Raw genomic sequence first — 18,094 nt, 5'->3', positions numbered from 1 at the left:
GGCTTCGCCACCCAGCGGGAGCAAGCTCCCTCGCCACAGGCGGCTTGCGTCGTTTACTGCGCCAACCACCCCCCATCAATATTCCACGCAGCTCCCCGCACCTGGCTGCCAGCCTCGCTGCACAGAAACAACACCAGTTCCCCCAGATGCTGCGGTGTGACGAACTCCAGCGACGGCTGTTTCTCCGCCAGCAAATCATGCTGCGCCTGCTGCGGATCGACCCCTTTGGCAGCGCGATCATCGATCTGCTTCTGCACCAGCGGCGTCAACACCCAGCCGGGGCAGATCGCGTTGCAGGTGACGTTGCTGGTGGCTGTCTCGAGGCCAACCACTTTGGTCAAACCAATCACCCCATGCTTGGCCGCCACATACGCAGCCTTGCCGGTCGAGCCGACCTGACCGTGTACCGAGGCAATGTTGACGATCCGCCCCCAACCCTTGGTGCGCATGCTCGGCAGGCTGAGGCGGGTGCTGTGAAACACCGAGGACAAGTTGATCGCGATGATTGAATCCCAGCGCTCCACCGGAAACTCCTCCACGGCCGCCACGTGCTGAATCCCGGCGTTGTTGACCAGAATGTCGACGCCGCCGAATTCGCGTTCGGCGTAAGCGATCATGTCGGCAATCTGCGCCGGATCGCTGACGTCCGCCGGGTGGTGACCGACCTTGCCGCCGAACTGGCCGACCTCGGCGATCACGCTCGACGCATCACCGAAACCGTTGAGAATCAGGTTGGCGCCGGCCTTGGCCAGGCTCAGGGCGATGCCCAGACCGATGCCGCTGGTGGAACCGGTAACCAGTGCAGTCTTGCCCGAAAGAGTCGTCATGAATACCTCACACAATGCCAGTGGCGTAGAAAGTACCGATCACTACGAAGACCGCCAGGGTCTTGATCAGCGTAATACAGAAAATGTCTTTGTAGGCTTCGCGGTGGGTCAGGCCAGTGACCGCCAGCAAGGTGATCACCGCGCCGTTGTGCGGCAGGGTGTCCATGCCGCCGCTGGCCATCGCGGCCACGCGGTGCAGCACTTCCAGCGGAATGTTCGCCGCGTGCGCCGCGGCGATGAACTGCTCGGACATCGCCGCCAGCGCGATACTCATGCCACCCGACGCCGACCCGGTGATGCCCGCCAACAGGGTCACGGTGATCGCTTCGTTGACCAGTGGATTGGGGATTTGCTTGAGCCAGTCGGCCAGCACCAGAAAGCCCGGCAACGAGGCGATTACCGCACCGAAACCGTATTCCGAGGCGGTGTTCATCGCTGCCAGCAACGCGCCGCTGACCGCACTTTTGCTGCCTTCGGCGAGTTTGCTGCGGATCGCCTTGAAGCCGAACACCAGCACCATCAGGATGCCGATCAGCAATGCCGCCTGCACCGCCCAGATTGCGGTGAGCTTGGCGATTTCCGTGGTTACCGGTGTGGCCATGCCGGGCAGCGCGAGGCTGTGGGTCTTGCCGTACCACTGCGGAATCCACTGGGTGAACAGCAGGTTCATGATGCCCACCGCCAGCAGCGGTGAGAGGGCGATCCAAGGGTTCGGCAGTTTCAGGTCTTCGGCGGTTTCCGGTTCGTTACGCAGTTCGGTGCCATAGCCTTCACCGGCGCGCTGGGCCTTGTTGCGTTGGCGCTGCAGGAACAGCATGCCGGCGCAGAACACGAAAATCGTGCCGATCACTCCCAGCCACGGCGCGGCCCATGCGGTGGTGTTGAAGAACGTGCTGGGAATGATGTTCTGAATCTGCGGCGTACCGGGCAGGGCGTCCATGGTGAACGAGAACGCGCCAAGGGCGATGGTCGCCGGGATCAGGCGCTTGGGGATGTTGCTCTGACGGAACATCTCGGCGGCAAACGGATACACCGCAAACACCACCACGAACAACGACACGCCGCCGTAGGTGAGCAGGGCGCAGACCAGCACGATCACCAGCATCGCCTGACGGGTGCCGAGCAAGCGAATCGCTGCGGCCACGATCGAACGCGAGAACCCCGACAACTCGATCAACTTGCCGAACACGGCGCCGAGCAGGAATACCGGGAAATACAGTTTGATGAAACCGACCATTTTCTCCATGAATACCCCGGTGAAGGCAGGGGCGACGGCGGAGGGGTCGGTGAGCAGGACAGCGCCGAGGGCGGCAATCGGGGCGAAGAGGATGACGCTGTAGCCACGGTACGCGGCGAGCATCAGCAGCGCGAGGGCTGCCAAGGCAATGATCACACTCATGGAGTGTCTCCAGGGATTGTTATTTTTGTGGGTGTTGCGGGTGCAGGAGAGGCTTTAGCGAGATCTGTGCCAGATATTCAACTTGTTGAAATATAAGGGTTTTATCGGGTTTTGCGATCAGCTGTTAGAGACGAAGTCTCGATAGTGAGACTTTTTAGAGGCGAAAAGATCGCAGCCTTCGGCAGCTCCTACATGGGATTTCCGTATCAACCCTGTAGGAGCTGCCGAAGGCTGCGATCTTTTGATCTTGAAGTAAATGTCTCGCTAGCGAGACTAAATCTCTTTATTGAGACTCGGCGATGCCCAAGGCCAGCATCTTCTTATACAGCGTCGACCGCCCCAACCCCAGCCGAGCCGCCGCCTCCGGCACCTTGCCCGCACATTGCGCGAGTGCCGACTGGATCAACTGCCGGTCAAACCGCTGCCGCGCCTGGGCAAAAGTCTCTTCCGCCAACGGCTCCAACGTCGGCACCGATGGGCGCTCAACCGGAGTAAAGGCGCCAATGGCCGCGCGAATATCCTGTTCGGTGAGGATCAGGTCATCGCTGAGCAGCGCCGCGCGTTCCAGCACGTTGCGCAACTCGCGGATGTTGCCCGGCCACGCATGTTGCCCGAGCAGATCCAGCGCTGTACGGCTTAGCTCGTGCTGGCTGCGCAACTCTTCAAGGATCGCTTCGCTGAGCGCCGGCAAGTCATCGAGACGCTCGCGCAGCGGCGGAACCTGGATCGGCAGCACGTTGAGGCGGTAATACAGGTCGGCGCGGAACTCACCGCGCTTGATCGCCGCTTGCAGATCGGTCGACGTCGCCGCGATCACCCGTACATCGCTCTGGATCACGTCGTTGGAGCCAACCGGTTCGAATTCCTTTTCCTGCAACACCCGCAGCAGTTTGCTTTGCAGCGGCAACGGCATGTCGCCAATCTCGTCGAGAAACAGCGTCCCGCCCTGAGCAATCTGCAACTTGCCGGTACGCCCCTTGCGATCAGCGCCGGTAAACGCGCCAGGCGCAGTGCCGAAGAACTCGGCTTCCAGCAGCGCTTCGGGAATCGCCGCGCTGTTGATGCTGACGAACGCCTTGTGCGCCCGGGGCGAAGCGCTGTGAATCGCTTGAGCCAGCAACTCCTTGCCGGTGCCGGTCTCACCGAGCAGCAACACCGGGGATTCGGTGCTGGCACTGCGGCGGGCGCGGCGTTTGACGTCGAGGCTGGCGCTGCTGGTGCCGATGAAATGGGCGAAGTTGTATTTGGTCTGCCGGGCCCGCAGCAGCGAGCGGGTCGAGGCCAGCTCTTCCTGCATGCTCAGGTAGCGCTTGAGCATCGGCGACAGCGTGCGCAACTCATCGAACAGGGCAAAACCGATAGCGCCAATCACCGCGCCGGCGTCGTCGTGGATCGGCAGGCGCATCACCACCAACGGCTCTTTTGGCGTGTCCTGCATGTCCAGCAGAATGGGGCGGCCGGTACGCACCACTTCACGCAGCAGGCTGCCGGGGATCACGCTTTCGCAGGGTTTGCCGATGGCTTTTTTTGCCGACTCCAGCCCAAAACGCCGGGCATAGCGCTCGTTCATCCAGACGATGTTGGCATCGCGATCGACAATCACCGTGCCCTCGCTGGACTGCTCGATGATCTCGAACAGCGAGCGGATCGCCAGCGTGCGCACGCGTTGGTAGTCCTTGAGGCTTTCGGTGGTGTTCATGGGTTGGCGGATCCGGAATTTGGGTTGTCTGTTCGGGCCTCTTCGCTGGCAAGCCAGCTCCCACAGGTTTCTCTGGGGTACCCCATATTTGGGTACAACCCGAATCCCTGTGGGAGCTGGCTTGCCAGCGAATGTTGCGACCCGGTATCAAGGCAAGCGCCGATTATGCCTACCCCGGATGCGCCGCTGCCAACAGCTCTTTGGTGTAAGGATGCTGCGGCGAGTCGAACAATTCATGGCTGGCGCCGCGCTCAACCACTTTGCCGTCCTTGATCACGATCATGTCATGCGCCAGCGCCCGCACCACCGCCAGGTCGTGGCTGATGAACAGGTAGGTCAAACCGTGTTTTTCCTGAAGGTCGCGGAGCAGGGCGACCACTTGTTTCTGCACGGTACGATCAAGGGCCGAGGTCGGTTCGTCGAGCAGGATCAGTGCCGGTTTCAGCACCAGCGCCCGGGCGATGGCGATGCGCTGGCGCTGACCGCCGGAAAACTCGTGCGGATAGCGATGACGGCTTTCCGGATCGAGACCTACTTCCTTGAGCACGCGGATCACCTGGGTATCGCACTCTTCAGCGCTGGACTGGCAATGCACCTCCAGCCCTTCGCTGATGATTTGCGCCACCGACATCCGTGGGCTGAGGCTGCCGAACGGGTCCTGGAACACCACCTGCATTTGCCGGCGCCACGGCCGCAACTGCTTCTGATCGAGGCCATCAAGGGCGGTGCCCTGAAAGCGAATGCTGCCCTCGGAATCGAGCAGCCGCAGAATCGCCTGGCCCAGGGTCGATTTCCCTGACCCGGATTCGCCGACAATGCCCAGGGTCTTGCCGCGCTGGATATTCAGGCTGATGCCGTCCACTGCACGCAGGTATTGCTTACGCTGGAACAGCCCGCCACCGACGATGAACTCAACCCGCAGATCATCGACTTCCAGCACGTTCTCGCGCTCGTCCCGGGGCAGGGCTTCGCCTTCCGGTTCGGCGTTGAGCAACACACAGCTATAAGGATGCTTTGGCTCGGTAAACAGGGTTTCGCACGGGGCTTGCTCTACGATTTCGCCAGCCTTCATCACACACACCCGTTGCGCGATGCTGCGCACCAGATTCAGGTCGTGACTGATCAACAGCAGCGACATGCCCAGACGTTGTTGCAAGGATTTGAGCAGCAGCAGGATCTTGCGCTGCACCGTCACATCCAGCGCGGTGGTTGGCTCGTCGGCAATCAGCAGTTCCGGCTCGCAGGCCAGGGCCATGGCGATCATCACCCGTTGCCGCTGGCCGCCGGACAGTTGATGCGGATAGGCCTTGAGGCGCTCTTTGGGCTTTTGAATGCCCACCAGTTCCAGCAGTTCAAGGATGCGCTGTTGCGCCGCTTTACCGCCCAGACCGCGATGCACCAGCAGCGTTTCGCCGATCTGCTTTTCAATGGTGTGCAGCGGGTTGAGCGAGGTCATCGGTTCCTGGAAGATCATTGCGATGCGGTTGCCGCGCAGTTCCCGCAGCACCTTCGGATCGGCACCGAGCAGTTCCTGGCCGCGATAGCGAATGCTGCCTGTGGTTTGCGCATCACTTTCGGGGAGCAATTGCAGAATCGAATGTGCGGTCACCGACTTGCCAGAACCCGACTCCCCGACCAGCGCCAGACATTCACCGGGACGGATGTCCAGGCACAGGTTGCGCACCGCCGGCTGGCCATGGAAGGCGACATTGAGGTCACGGATTTCGATCAGGTTATCAGTCATGGTCACACTTCAGGATCGAGGGTCGAACGCGTCACGTAACGCTTCGCCGATGAACACCAGTAAAGAAAGAATCAGCGCCAGCGTGAAAAACGCGGTCAGCCCGAGCCACGGTGCTTGCAGGTTCTGTTTGCCCTGACCGATCAGTTCGCCCAGCGAAGCGCTGCCGGCGGGCATGCCGAAACCGAGGAAGTCGAGGGCGGTGAGGGTGGAAATCGCTCCGGTCAGAATGAACGGCAGGTAACTCAGCGTTGCGTTCATCGCATTGGGCAGGATGTGCCGGACAATCACCTTGCGGTCGCTCAGGCCCAGGGCACGAGCGGCTTTGACGTATTCCAGGTTGCGCCCGCGAAGGAACTCGGCGCGCACCACATCCACCAGCGCCAGCCAGGAAAACAACGCCATGATCCCCAGCAGCCACCAGAAATTCGGCTCGACGAAACCCGACAGGATAATCAGCAGGTACAACACCGGTAACCCGGTCCAGACTTCCAGCAGGCGTTGCCCGAGCAAATCGACCCAGCCGCCGTAATAGCCTTGCAGGGCGCCGGCGGCAATCCCGATGAGTGCACTGATGGCGGTCAGCATCAAGGCAAACAGGATCGATACCCGGGCACCGAAAATCACCCGCGCCAACACATCGCGCGCCTGATCGTCAGTGCCCAGCCAGTTGACCTTCGAGGGTGGGCTCGGTGCCGGTTGGTTGAGGTCGTAATTGGGCGTGTCGTCGCTGAACGGAATCGGCGGAAACAGCAGCCAGCCACCGTCCTTGCGGATCAGGTTCTGCACATAGTCACTGCGATAATCGGCCTGGAACGGCAGCTGGCCGCCAAATTCCTGCTCGGTGTAACGCTTGAACACCGGGAAGTAGAGCAGGCCCTGATAGCTGACCACCAACGGTTTGTCGTTGGCGATCAGTTCACCGCCCAGCGTTACCACGAACAGTCCGATGAACAGCCACAGCGACCACCAGCCTCGGCGGTTTTTCTTGAAACGTGCGAAACGGCGTCGGCCCAGGGGCGAGAGCTTGAACATCAAGCGTTCCTCGCGGCGAAGTCGATACGCGGATCGACCAGGGTGTAGCACAGGTCGCCGATCAGTTTTATCAAGAGTCCGAACAGGGTGAAGATGAACAGCGAACCGAATACGACCGGGTAGTCCCGGGAAACCGCCGCTTCGTAACTCATGCGGCCGAGGCCGTCGAGGGAAAAGATCACTTCGATCAGCAGCGAGCCGGCAAAGAACACACTGATGAATGCCTGCGGGATCCCCGAGACCACCAGCAGCATCGCGTTGCGAAACACGTGACCGTAGAGCACGCGGCGCTCGCTCAGGCCTTTGGCGCGGGCGGTGACCACATACTGGCGGGTGATTTCATTGAGGAACGAGTTCTTGGTGAGGATCGTCAGCGTGGCGAAGCCGCCGATCACCAGCGCCGTCACCGGCAACACCAGGTGCCAGAAGTAATCGGCAATCTTGCCCAGGGTCGACAGCGATTCGAAGTTGTCCGAGACCAGTCCGCGCACCGGAAACCAGTTCAGCGAGGTGCCGCCGGCAAACACCACGATCAGAAACATCGCAAACAGAAACGCCGGCATCGCATAGCCGATGATGATCGCGGTGCTGCTCCAGATATCGAAGTGGCTGCCGTGATGCACGGCCTTGCGAATGCCCAGCGGGATCGACACCAGATAGGTGATCAGCGTCGCCCACAGGCCGAGGGAAATGGTCACCGGCATTTTTTCCAGAATCAGATCGGTGACGGTGGCGCCGCGGAAAAAGCTTTTGCCGAAGTCCAGCTGCGCGTAATTTTTGAGCATCAGCCACAGACGTTCATGCGCCGGCTTGTCGAAACCGTACTGTTTTTCGATGTCCTTGATCAGTTGCGGGTCGAGGCCACGGCTGGCACGCGAAGTGCTGCTCATGGTTTCGCTGGAACTGCCACCGACACTCGCTCCGCCGATGCCTTGCAGATGGGCGATGGCTTGTTCGACCGGGCCGCCGGGTGCCGCCTGGATGATCACGAAATTCACCAGCAGGATGATCACCAAGGTCGGAATGATCAGCAGCAGACGCCGCAGAATGTAAGCCCACATCAGTGCGGTCCTCCGGGTCTGCCACGACCGATTTTTTCGGCGGTCATCTGCTGGTTGGTCAGCGGCGTGCTGCTGATTTCCCACCAGCTCTCGATGGCTTCGTCATTGCTGGCTTGTGTTGCCGGCATGCCGAACCGATTCCACCAGACGGTGGAGGTGCCCGGCGGGTAATAGTTGGGAATCCAGTAGTAGTTCCATTGCAACACCCGATCCAGCGCGTGGGCGTAGTGCAGCATGTCACTCTGGGTCGAGGCGCGGATCAGGCCGTTGATCAAGGTGTCGACCGCGGGATTCTTCAGCACCATGTAGTTGTTGGCGCCGGGGTCGTTGGCCGAAATCGAGCCGAAGTAGTTGAGCAACTCGCCACCCGGAGATGTGCTGACCGGGTAGCCGGTGACGATCATGTCGTAGTCGCGGCTCATCAGGCGATTGACGTATTGCGAGGAATCGATGCGGCGGATATTCAGCTCGATGCCGATCTGTTTCAGCGTGCGTTTGTAAGGCAAGAGCAGGCGGTCCATGCCGTTCTGGCTGACCAGAAAGGTGAAACTCAGCGGTTCGCCCTCGGTGTTGACCAGTTGGTCGCCATCGGGTTTCCAACCTGCCTGTTCGAGCAGTTGCAGGGCTTGCAGTTGCTTGTCGCGGATCAGTCCGCTGCCATCGGTTTTCGGCGCCTCGAAGACCTGAGTGAAGACCTCGTCGGGAACCTGCCCGCGCAACGGTTCAAGGATTTTCAGTTCGGCGGCATCCGGCAGCTCGCGGGCGGCCAGGGCGGTGTTGGAGAAATAGCTCTGCTGGCGGATGTACATGTTGCGCATCATCTGCCGGTTGCTCCACTCGAAATCCCAGAGCATCGCCAGTGCCTGACGCACCCGACGATCCTGGAACATCGGTTTCTGCAGGTTGAACACGAAGCCCTGTGCCGATTGCGGGGCCTCGGTGGCCAGGTGGGCTTTCTGCAGGCGGCCGTCACTCAGCGCCGGGCTGTCGTAACCGATCGAATAGCCGGTGGCGGAAAACTCGCGGTTGTAATCATAGGCGCCGCCGCGCAGCACCTGACGTGCGACATCGGTGTCGCCGAAATACTCGATGCTGAAGTGATCGAAGTTGTACAGGCCGCGACTGACCGGCAGGTCCTTGCCCCACCAGTCGGGGTTGCGCTCGAATGTGATGCTGCGCCCGGAGTCGACCTTGCCCACCCGATACGGGCCGCTGCCCAGCGGCGGTTCATAGCCGCCGCCACCGGCGAAGTCGTGGGTTTTCCACCAATGCTCGGGAAACACCGGCAGGGTGGCGATGTCCAGCGGCAAGGTGCGATTCTCGTTGCTCTTGAAGTCGAAGCGCACGGTCAGCGGCGCTTCCACTTCGATACCTTTGACATCGGCGAACTGCGTGCGATAGCGCAGGCTGCCCTGGGTCATCAGCAAGTCATAGGTGTAGCGCACGTCTTCGGCTGTGATCTGCTTCCCGTCGGCGAAACGCGCCTGGGGGTTGATGAAGAAACGCAGGGACAGGCCGTCCTCCGCGCGTTCCATTTTTTGTGCCACCAGGCCATAGACGGTGTAAGGCTCGTCCATCGAACGCTGGGCCAGCGGCGAATAGAGCATGCCGTCAATCTGGGTGACGCCGATGCCCTTATCGATATAAGGCAGGATGTGATCGAAATGCCCGATCTCTATCGCCGAGCGGCGCATGGTGCCGCCCTTGGGCGCCTGCGGGTTGGTGTAGTCGAAGTGGCTGAAGCCGGCCGGGTATTTGGCCGGTTCGCCATAGACGGTCAACGCGTGTTGCGGGGTGGCGTCCACACCGGCGGCGCCTAAAAGCAAGGCCACGGCAGTGAACAGCAGATAAGGGAAAGCCAGTCGCATTGTCAGCCTTAAAGCCGGGTGATCGATAAGCGCAATTTGTACGCGAGCGGCGCGTCAGTCGCCAGCCGCATCCTGTAACCAAAACACAACGGCCCACCAGAAGGCGGGCCGTTGGGGCAGCAATCAGGCGACGGATCAGTCCTGGCGGCTGGTGACTTCGAGCAAGTGATAACCGAACTGGGTCTTCACCGGGCCTTGCACGACGTTGATCGGCGCGCTGAAGACCACAGTGTCGAATTCCTTGACCATCTGGCCAGGACCGAACGAACCCAGGTCGCCGCCCTGACGGCTGGACGGGCAGGTGGAGTTGGCCTTGGCGACTTCGGCGAAATCAGCACCGCCTTCGATCTGGGCCTTGAGTTCGTTGCACTTGTCTTCGCTGGAAACCAGGATGTGGCGGGCAGTGGCTTTAGCCATGGGGAAATTCTCCAATCTATTTCAGTAAAGTGTGGAGCCTACCGGAATCAGTAAGCGATTTCTCGGCAAAGTTCCGCTCGGCGCATTGGCGCACGTTTACAGGTGCGCAGCCCGCAAGCGTGCAGCGTGCTCGACATAGAGAGCGACGGGATCCTGGCCGGTTTTTTTCACTCCGTCAGGGCGACGCAGACTGCCCAGGTGGCTGAAAGGATAATCGGAACGGATGACCCGGCCCAGATGGGAACTGAAGCGTCCCACGAAACCATCGTTTTGTCCGGTCTCTGCGACAAAATGCTCTGATAATCCCCGGCAGACGATATGCACCGGATCAAGTGCCTGCAATAAGTTGTCCTGCAGCGTGCCGCTCCAGGAATAGTAGTGAACGTTATTGACCCGCTCCGCACCCTGGCCGCCCCAGCTGGAAGGCAGACCTTGCGGGTACTTTCTGTTGAATTGCCCAACACCTGCGGTCGTCAGGGCACTGAGTGCGGCGACAGCATTCTGCGGCAGTCCCGGTTGCCCGCTGAGCAGCGAGAGGAGGCGGGCAAACTGTGTTGCAGCGTGCTCCGCCACGTGCTCCGGCAGGCCACCCGGTATCAGGGCCAGGCGTAAGGCGTCAGCCAGTTCCGAACCGTGATTGGGGCCACTTACCGACGTGACCGAGGCGACTTTCTCTGGCGCCAGCGCAGCGGCGTAACGGCACGCCAGCGCGCCCTGGCTATGCCCGATCAGGTTGACCTTGCCGGCTCCGGTTCCTCGCAGAACGCTTTCGATCTGAAACATCAATTGCTGGCCGCGTACTTCGTTGTCATGGGTCGCAGACAGCTGCGGCACAAACACTTGGCCGCCTGCTTCCCTCAGCGCTTGCTTGACATCATGAAAAAGCTCGAAATGGCCGATACGGTCAAACCCGAACAGGCCATGGACCAATAGGATGGGGTAGCGGGTTGTCGCATTCCGTTGCATGTTTCTGCCTCTTTCTGCAGATGCTTGTCAGTGGTTGGTGCGTGCCACTGTAAAACAGGCCTGCGGGTCGGCGATGTCTGAAAGCTCCTCGGTACTGAAAGGAAACTGGAATAAAAGCGGTACGAATATTCGCTTCTGCTTGAGGGGGTAGTCGGAACATCTGGCAATCTTTTGAGCGGTATCGCTTGATTCTGCTTCGTATGCCTACGTCATGCGGTGCACTTACCCCGCCGATGGAAGGCATTGTGCTGACTTCTGGCGATGGCTGGATGGTGTTCAATGGAGTTCGTTCGACGTTGTCTTCATGGCGGCGTTTTATCCAAGGAATGGAGCTACTGAATGTCTATATACGAAGTCAATGGCGACACCTCTGTGGCGACCGGGTCAATTACGTCTCCTGTAGCGGATGACTCCGGTGGACGCGGTTTTCTGAGTTTGAAGGTGGACGGCGAGAACTTCGAGTTCTGCTATCGACCTGCGTCTGCACCGGTACCCGCTCCAGTCTCGTCGCTGCCTGCACCGATGCTTGAGGTTATGGAGGGCGGAATGCTTGATCCCTCACTGAACCAGGCATTCGTCAGGGTTGCGCCTTACCCGAACATGGTGTGCGGCGACAAACTTGTGCTGCACTGGCAAGGGCTGGATGACGAAGGTTTGTCCTACATCCACGAAATCACTCGCACGGTCAGTGAAGGCCAGGTGGGGCAGGAACTTGTCTTTGTCGTGAAGGGATTGCACATAGCAGCGCTGGAGCGTGGCTCACTGGAGGTTTTCTGGACGCTGTACAGCGTCGCGCTGCCGGAGCCGCTGTCATCCAGGCGCTTGCAACTGGATGTGGGCGATCCGGAACCCGATCTGCTGGCGCCAATCCTTGAAGAGACGGTGGGTGGGACGCTTGACCCGGACCGTGTTCCGCAAGGGACTGGCGTGATCGTGCGACCTTACGCCCGGATGGCTGTCGGGGACCGGGTCATCCTGTCCTGGCAAGGTGATGACGGACTGCCGGTCATCAATGATGTATTGCACGTGGAACAGTTTGCTGTGGGCGAAGCGCTGTCTTTCTGGATACCCGCGCATTGCATCGCCCCACATCGCATGCACGAGGTGAGCGTCAGCTACCGGGTGGAGTCAGGCTCGGCTCAGGTAAGGCAGTCTGCAAACCTGCGCGTTCTGATCGCACCATTGATGCGAGGTGATCTTGCAGCTCCGCAGGTACTGGAGGCGCAAGACGGCGAGCTGGAGGTAGTGGATTCCGAGGATGGCATTACCGTAGTGATCGACAATGCCCAGGCTGAGGAGGGGGAGCTGGTTTACTTGAAATGTGATGGTGAGTATTTCAGTCATCGCGATGATCGGGATATCACCCGGGAAACCGCAGGTCAGCCCGTGGTATTCACTGTGCCTCACCGTTTCTGGCGAGAGCATCGGGAAACTGTGGTGCAGGTGTCGTATTCGGTGGAACGGCTGGATGATGTCAGCCAGGCCTCTGAGGTGACCCGTATTCGGGTGCGGGCATAACCTGTGGTGAAAGCTGAACGACGATCCAGCCTTTGCGGGATTTTGACAATTCCGCAAAGGCTGTTCCGATCAACAGGCTCGAAGACGTTCGGCTGCGCTCGACAGCAACAGCTCTGTCGCATTGAACCCAAGGCAACCATCGGTCACCGACACGCCGTAACGCAGGGCGGGGCCTAAAGGCTGGCAGCCTTCGAACAGGTGGGACTCAATCATCATCCCGATCAAGGAACGATCCCCCAGCAGTCGTTGTTCGAGCACTGCATTGAACACCTCGGGCTGGCGCAGAGGATCCTTGCCGCTGTTGGCGTGACTGCAGTCAACCATGATCCGCGCCGGAATCTTCAGGCGTTTCAAGTCGGCACGGACCCGGGCAATGCTTTCGTGATCGTAGTTCGGGCCGTGATGGCCACCACGCAGCACCATATGCGTGTCGGGGTTGCCCGGGGTCTGAATGATCGCCGGGTGCCCCTGGCTGTCGACACCAAAGTGTCGATGCGGGTGGGCTGCTGAGCGCATGGCATCGACGGCTACAGAGACGCCGCCGTCAGTGCCGTTCTTGAAGCCGACGGGCATGTTCAGACCGCTGGCCATTTCCCGGTGGATCTGCGATTCGGTGGTGCGTGCACCGATGGCAACCCAACTGAGCAGATCGTCGAAGTAACCGGCAGCCATGGGCTGCAGGAGTTCGGTCGCGACAGGCAAGCCCAGGCGGATCATCTCGATCATCAATTCGCGCGACAGGGTCAGGCCGGCAGCCATGTCGTCGCTGCCATCCAGGTGCGGGTCGTAGGCCAGACCTTTCCAGCCGACGGTGGTGCGTGGTTTTTCGACGTAGGCGCGCATCACCAGCAGCATCTCGTCGCTGACTTGATGTGCGAGGCGGGAAAGCTTTTCGGCGTATTCGAGTGCGGAACGCGGGTCATGAATCGAGCAAGGGCCGACGACGACCAGCAGGCGATGGTCTTCGCCATTGAGAATCGCGCGGACCGCCTGGCGGTGGGCTGCGACTTGCTGGGCGAGGGCATTGCTCAGGGGCAATTGCTGTTTGAGTTGCAACGAGCTGGGCAGACGCAGGGTCAGCGCTTCGTTGGCAGAATCGAGGGTGGACAGTGGCAGAGCAGAAACAGACGAGTTCATATTCAGGATTCCTGGGCTGGTGGCGGGTGCTTCCCGCTCACTCGGCCCTACTGGGGTGTTCGACAATTGGCCGTATTGGCTGCGTGTGTGTGCTTGCCACCTGTGGGTGACCGATCGGAGGCGGCAGGCTGTCCCGAGCGGAGGCTGCTAAATCGCCAGGCGCTAAAAGTGTCGTAACGGTAATAAGTGGCGTAGTTCATGTCGTGATTCCTCAAAGTGTCTGGTGTGTTGCTGAAAAAGTTGGGGCCTGAAAAAACAAAACCCCCGGTCGGGAGGCCGACCGGGGGTGAGAATTCTCTGGTAGGCGACCCGTTTTCATGGGCGCCGTTTGGGTATCAGGCGCGCCAGTGGCTAAACCAATACCCAAAATAAAAGCTGGCAGGAGCACAAGCGTCATTCGCCCGGGCAGCCGCAACCGAGCGCAAGGCGCTGGCGGAACGAAGCTGTGAGAGGGCGTTGAACATGGTTTGTCTCCAATAAGTGCGCCGAGCTTACTAGAGGCCCATGCGCCTGAGCAATCAGAAATTGCTATCGCGCTTACATGACATTTCCTATTGCTTGAGTGCCGCAGGCGTTGTGACACACTGCGTATTTGGCAAAATCCCAAGGATGAATAATGTCAACGTTCACCATCGCTGCAGCTCAATCGTTCTCCGTTGCCGGTGATCTGGCGGCGAACATCGCCCGTCATTTGCGCTTCATGGCCGTGGCGGCGGAGCAGGGCGTCGAACTGCTGGTGTTTCCGGAGCTGTCGCTGACTGGTTATGAAGGCCAGATGGCTGCAGACATGGCAATCGATCCGCAGGATTCGGTGCTGCAACCCTTGCGTGATTGCGCGCGCGAGCTGGGTCTCATTGCGGTGGTCGGGATGCCGATTCGCCATAAGGACAGTTCGAAGGTATTGATCGGCGCGCTGACGTTAGGCAGGGATGGTTCTCTTGAGGTTTACAGCAAACAACATCTGCACAGTGGCGAAGAGCTTTTCTATGCCACAGGTGCTGGTGGTTCGTCCTTGCGCATAGGCGGCGATACCGTCGCGCTGGCGGTCTGCGCTGATTTTACCCACGCCAGCCACGTGGCAGCGGCTGCCGTTGCTGGCGCCGACCTGTACGCAGCAGGCGTGCTGATTGGCGAAAAAGGTTATGGCGTGGATAGCGCGATATTGCAGGGCTATGCACAAAAGCACTCGATGGCGGTTCTGATGGCCAATCACGCCGGGCTCACGGGTGGATGGCAATCGGCGGGTCGCAGTGCCGTCTGGTCTGAAGACGGCACGCTGGTTGCCGCCGCGCCAGGGCCTGGTGAATTGTTAGTCGTTGCGCGACGTGATGCCGGCGCATGGCAGGGGCGGGTAGTTCCGGTGGTGGCGGGGCAATGACCTACCATTTGCGTCGCGCCGAACTGGCTGATCGGGTATTTGCCCGAGAGCTGACGTGCCAGAACATGCTGCGCTATTACATTGGCCACGATCTGCTGTGGCAGGACCAAGCGTTCGAGGTTGCCTGGGATGGACGGGACAATTGGCTGATCATGCTTGGCGAAGTTCCTGTGGGATTTTTCAGCCTCAGTCGGGATCGCCGGGCGTTGTATCTCCGCGAGCTGCAAATAGGCGAGGCGTTTCGCAGGCAGGGTGCTGGATCCTGGGCGATTGATCAGGTTATCGCCATGGCCCGCGCTGACGGACTGCCGGCGCTGCGTCTGACCGTATTCAAAAATAATCCTGCGCAAAGCCTGTATAAGAGAAAAGGCTTGCATGTGTGTGGCGAGGACGAGTGTTTCCTGAGGATGCAGCTCGATTTCGGTACACCTGTGCTCTGAAACCCACGGCCGGCAAGCCTTCGATGATGAATTGAAACTTTTTAAATGACGCTTGCCGCTAGGTCTGTCTGGCACTTTTTGCTAAGGTGTCCGGCATCCCAATAAGACCATATCGCGAGGTGTCTGCTTGATTAGGGTGCTAGTGGTCGATGACCATGATCTCGTTCGTACAGGCATTACACGGATGCTGGCCGATATCGATGGCTTGCAGGTGGTTGGACAGGCCGAGTCCGGGGAAGAATCCCTGATCAAGGCCCGTGAGTTGAAACCCGATGTGGTCCTGATGGACGTCAAGATGCCCGGTATCGGTGGTCTCGAGGCCACGCGCAAGCTGTTGCGCAGTCATCCGGACATCAAGGTTGTCGCTGTCACGGTGTGTGAGGAGGATCCATTCCCTACACGTCTGTTGCAGGCAGGTGCCGCGGGCTACCTGACCAAGGGCGCGGGTCTGCCGGAGATGGTTCAGGCCATCCGCCTGGTGTTTGCCGGCCAGCGTTACATAAGCCCGCAGATAGCCCAGCAACTGGCGATCAAATCGTTCCAGCCAACCAATGACTCACCGTTCGATGCCTTGTCCGAACGGGAAATCCAGATTGCGTTGATGATTGTCGGCTGCCAGAAGGTGCAGATCATCTCCGACAAGCTCTGTCTGTCGCCGAAAACCGTTAATACCTATCGCTACCGGATCTTCGAAAAACTGTCGATCAGCAGCGATGTCGAGTTGACGTTGTTGGCCGTGCGCCACGGCATGGTTGATGCCAGCGCCTGATCATGACTGAAATATTCGATTCCGGCGCCTTCCTGGCGACTGTCAGTGGGCGTCCCGGCGTCTATCGCATGTTCGACAACGAGGCACGCCTGCTGTATGTCGGCAAGGCCAAGAACCTCAAGAAGCGACTTGCCAGCTATTTCCGCAAGACCGGGCTGGCGCCGAAGACCGCTGCTCTGGTGGGGCGTATCGCACAGGTCGAAACGACCATTACCGCCAATGAAACCGAGGCGTTGCTGCTTGAACAGACGCTGATCAAGGAGTGGCGGCCGCCGTACAACATTCTGTTGCGCGACGATAAGTCTTATCCCTATGTATTTCTGTCTGACGGCCAGTTCCCGCGGCTGAGCATCCATCGTGGCGCGAAGAAGGCGAAGGGCAAGTATTTCGGCCCATATCCGAGCGCCGGGGCCATTCGCGAAAGCCTCAGCCTGCTGCAAAAGACCTTTTTCGTCCGGCAGTGTGAGGACAGTTACTACAAGAACCGTACGCGCCCTTGTCTTCAATATCAGATCAAACGCTGCAAGGCACCTTGTGTCGGCCTGGTCGAACCGGAAGTTTATGCCGAGGATGTGCGTCACTCGGTGATGTTTCTTGAAGGGCGCAGTCACGCGCTGACCAATGAGCTGTCAACGGCGATGGAAGAGGCGGCGATCAATCTCGAGTTCGAACGCGCCGCCGAGTTGCGTGACCAGATTGCCTTGCTGCGCCGGGTCCAGGATCAGCAAAGCATGGAAGGCGGTACCGGCGACATCGATGTCATCGCAGCCTTCGTCAACCCGGGCGGCGCGTGCGTTCATTTGATCAGCGTGCGCGGTGGGCGAGTGCTGGGCAGCAAAAACTTCTTTCCACAGGTGGGTATTGAAGAGGAGGTGGCCGAAGTCATGGCGGCGTTCCTCGGCCAGTACTATATCAGCAGCCCGGAGCGCGACCTGCCGAGCGAACTGATCGTCAACGTCGTGCCCGAAGACGCCACGGCCCTGATCGATGCCATCCACGAGTTGCGCGGTCGCGAGCTGAGCATCAGCCACCGGGTGCGTGGCACGCGGGCGCGCTGGCAGCAGCTGGCGGTCACCAATGCCGAGCAAGCGCTGGGCGCACGCCTGGCCAACCGTCAACACACGGCTGCGCGCTTCGACGCGCTGGCAGAAGTACTGAACCTGGATGAACCACCGCAGCGCCTCGAATGCTATGACATCAGCCACTCCAGTGGCGAGGCGACTGTCGCCTCTTGTGTCGTGTTCGGTCCGGAAGGTGCGATCAAATCCGACTATCGTCGTTACAACATCGAGGGCGTCACAGCGGGCGATGACTACGCGGCCATGCACCAGGCCCTGACCCGGCGCTTCAGCAAACTGAAGGACGGGGAGGGCAAGCTGCCGGATATTTTGCTGGTGGACGGCGGCAAGGGACAATTGTCGATGGCCCGCGACGTGCTCAACGAATTGGCAGTACCGGATCTGATCCTGCTGGGTGTGGCCAAGGGCGCAACCCGCAAGGCAGGGTTCGAAACTTTGTATCTTAATGATGCCGCCCATGAGTTCACTTTGCGTGGCGACTCACCCGCGCTGCACCTGATCCAGCAGATTCGCGACGAGGCACACCGGTTCGCGATCACTGGCCACCGTGCGCGGCGCGGCAAAACCCGCCGGACGTCGACGCTGGAAGGCGTTGCAGGCGTAGGGCCGGCCCGGCGTCGGGACTTGTTGAAACATTTTGGTGGATTGCAGGAGCTGTCTCGTGCAAGCATCGAAGAGATCGCCAAAGCACCGGGGATCAGTAAAAAGCTCGCAGAGTCGATTTATGCAAACCTGCATAGCGAGTAGAATGCCAACTCAC

15 protein-coding genes are annotated in these 18,094 nt (G+C 59.9%); 5 read left to right on the top strand and 10 right to left on the bottom strand.

Features of this window, described 5'->3' with window-relative positions; genetic code table 11:
* Positions 1 to 53: 53 nt before the first annotated feature.
* The 9 genes from hbdH to B1722_RS03930 form a co-directional block, all read right to left on the bottom strand.
* A complete protein-coding gene (hbdH, locus tag B1722_RS03970) occupies positions 54 to 827 on the bottom strand; it encodes a 3-hydroxybutyrate dehydrogenase (RefSeq protein WP_086791449.1) in 774 nt (257 codons plus the stop codon).
* A 7-nt stretch (positions 828 to 834) separates the two neighbouring features.
* A complete protein-coding gene (locus B1722_RS03965) occupies positions 835 to 2,226 on the bottom strand; it encodes a GntP family permease (RefSeq protein WP_027612663.1) in 1,392 nt (463 codons plus the stop codon).
* A gap of 283 nt (positions 2,227 to 2,509) precedes the next feature.
* Positions 2,510 to 3,925, bottom strand: a complete 1,416-nt coding sequence (locus B1722_RS03960; protein WP_041064559.1) for a sigma-54-dependent Fis family transcriptional regulator — start codon at positions 3,923 to 3,925, stop codon at positions 2,510 to 2,512.
* A gap of 169 nt (positions 3,926 to 4,094) precedes the next feature.
* Positions 4,095 to 5,669, bottom strand: a complete 1,575-nt coding sequence (locus tag B1722_RS03955; protein WP_086791447.1) for an ABC transporter ATP-binding protein — start codon at positions 5,667 to 5,669, stop codon at positions 4,095 to 4,097.
* Between the two features lie 9 nt (positions 5,670 to 5,678).
* Positions 5,679 to 6,701, bottom strand: coding sequence for an ABC transporter permease (locus B1722_RS03950; RefSeq protein ID WP_086791445.1), 1,023 nt, complete (start codon positions 6,699 to 6,701; stop codon positions 5,679 to 5,681).
* A complete protein-coding gene (locus B1722_RS03945; RefSeq protein ID WP_003225430.1) occupies positions 6,701 to 7,762 on the bottom strand; it encodes a microcin C ABC transporter permease YejB in 1,062 nt (353 codons plus the stop codon). Before B1722_RS03945 ends, B1722_RS03950 begins: the two co-directional genes overlap by 1 nt.
* Positions 7,762 to 9,630, bottom strand: coding sequence for an extracellular solute-binding protein (locus B1722_RS03940; protein WP_086791443.1), 1,869 nt, complete (start codon positions 9,628 to 9,630; stop codon positions 7,762 to 7,764). The genes B1722_RS03945 and B1722_RS03940 overlap by 1 nt, the downstream gene beginning before the upstream one ends.
* 135 nt (positions 9,631 to 9,765) lie before the next feature.
* Positions 9,766 to 10,047, bottom strand: coding sequence for a peptidylprolyl isomerase (locus tag B1722_RS03935; RefSeq protein WP_007912303.1), 282 nt, complete (start codon positions 10,045 to 10,047; stop codon positions 9,766 to 9,768).
* 96 nt (positions 10,048 to 10,143) lie between these two features.
* The gene (locus B1722_RS03930; protein WP_041064542.1) at positions 10,144 to 11,013 is read right to left on the bottom strand and encodes a triacylglycerol lipase; all 870 of its coding nucleotides are present in this window, start codon (positions 11,011 to 11,013) and stop codon (positions 10,144 to 10,146) included.
* Positions 11,014 to 11,352: 339 nt separating this feature from the next.
* Between B1722_RS03930 and B1722_RS03925 the strand changes: the two genes are divergently transcribed.
* Positions 11,353 to 12,531, top strand: coding sequence for a hypothetical protein (locus B1722_RS03925; RefSeq protein WP_086791441.1), 1,179 nt, complete (start codon positions 11,353 to 11,355; stop codon positions 12,529 to 12,531).
* A gap of 69 nt (positions 12,532 to 12,600) precedes the next feature.
* On the opposite strand, the gene B1722_RS03920 is transcribed toward B1722_RS03925, so the two are convergent.
* Positions 12,601 to 13,668 carry a 3-deoxy-7-phosphoheptulonate synthase gene (locus B1722_RS03920; protein ID WP_041064536.1) on the bottom strand — a complete coding sequence of 356 codons (1,068 nt, stop codon included), beginning with the start codon at positions 13,666 to 13,668 and terminating at the stop codon, positions 12,601 to 12,603.
* Between the two features lie 616 nt (positions 13,669 to 14,284).
* On the opposite strand from B1722_RS03920, the gene B1722_RS03915 reads away from it, so the two are divergent.
* From B1722_RS03915 to uvrC, 4 genes are all read left to right on the top strand, one after another.
* A complete protein-coding gene (locus tag B1722_RS03915; protein ID WP_086791439.1) occupies positions 14,285 to 15,046 on the top strand; it encodes a carbon-nitrogen hydrolase family protein in 762 nt (253 codons plus the stop codon).
* Positions 15,043 to 15,486, top strand: a complete 444-nt coding sequence (locus B1722_RS03910) for an N-acetyltransferase (RefSeq protein ID WP_086791424.1) — start codon at positions 15,043 to 15,045, stop codon at positions 15,484 to 15,486. The genes B1722_RS03915 and B1722_RS03910 overlap by 4 nt, the downstream gene beginning before the upstream one ends.
* 127 nt (positions 15,487 to 15,613) lie before the next feature.
* Positions 15,614 to 16,255 (top strand): UvrY/SirA/GacA family response regulator transcription factor, encoded by a 642-nt coding sequence (gene uvrY, locus B1722_RS03905; RefSeq protein WP_024012761.1) that lies wholly within the window; start codon positions 15,614 to 15,616, stop codon positions 16,253 to 16,255.
* 2 nt (positions 16,256 to 16,257) lie between these two features.
* Positions 16,258 to 18,081: an excinuclease ABC subunit UvrC gene (uvrC, locus tag B1722_RS03900; RefSeq protein WP_086791422.1), complete on the top strand. Its 1,824-nt coding sequence runs from the start codon at positions 16,258 to 16,260 to the stop codon at positions 18,079 to 18,081.
* Positions 18,082 to 18,094: the final 13 nt, after the last annotated feature.

The sequence above is a fragment of the Pseudomonas sp. SCPG-7 genome, assembly GCF_002156405.1.
Classification (GTDB): Bacteria; Pseudomonadota; Gammaproteobacteria; order Pseudomonadales; family Pseudomonadaceae; genus Aquipseudomonas; species Aquipseudomonas parakoreensis.
The sequence above is the reverse complement of the archived record's forward strand: the minus strand, read 5'-3'. Positions and strand labels throughout refer to the sequence as shown.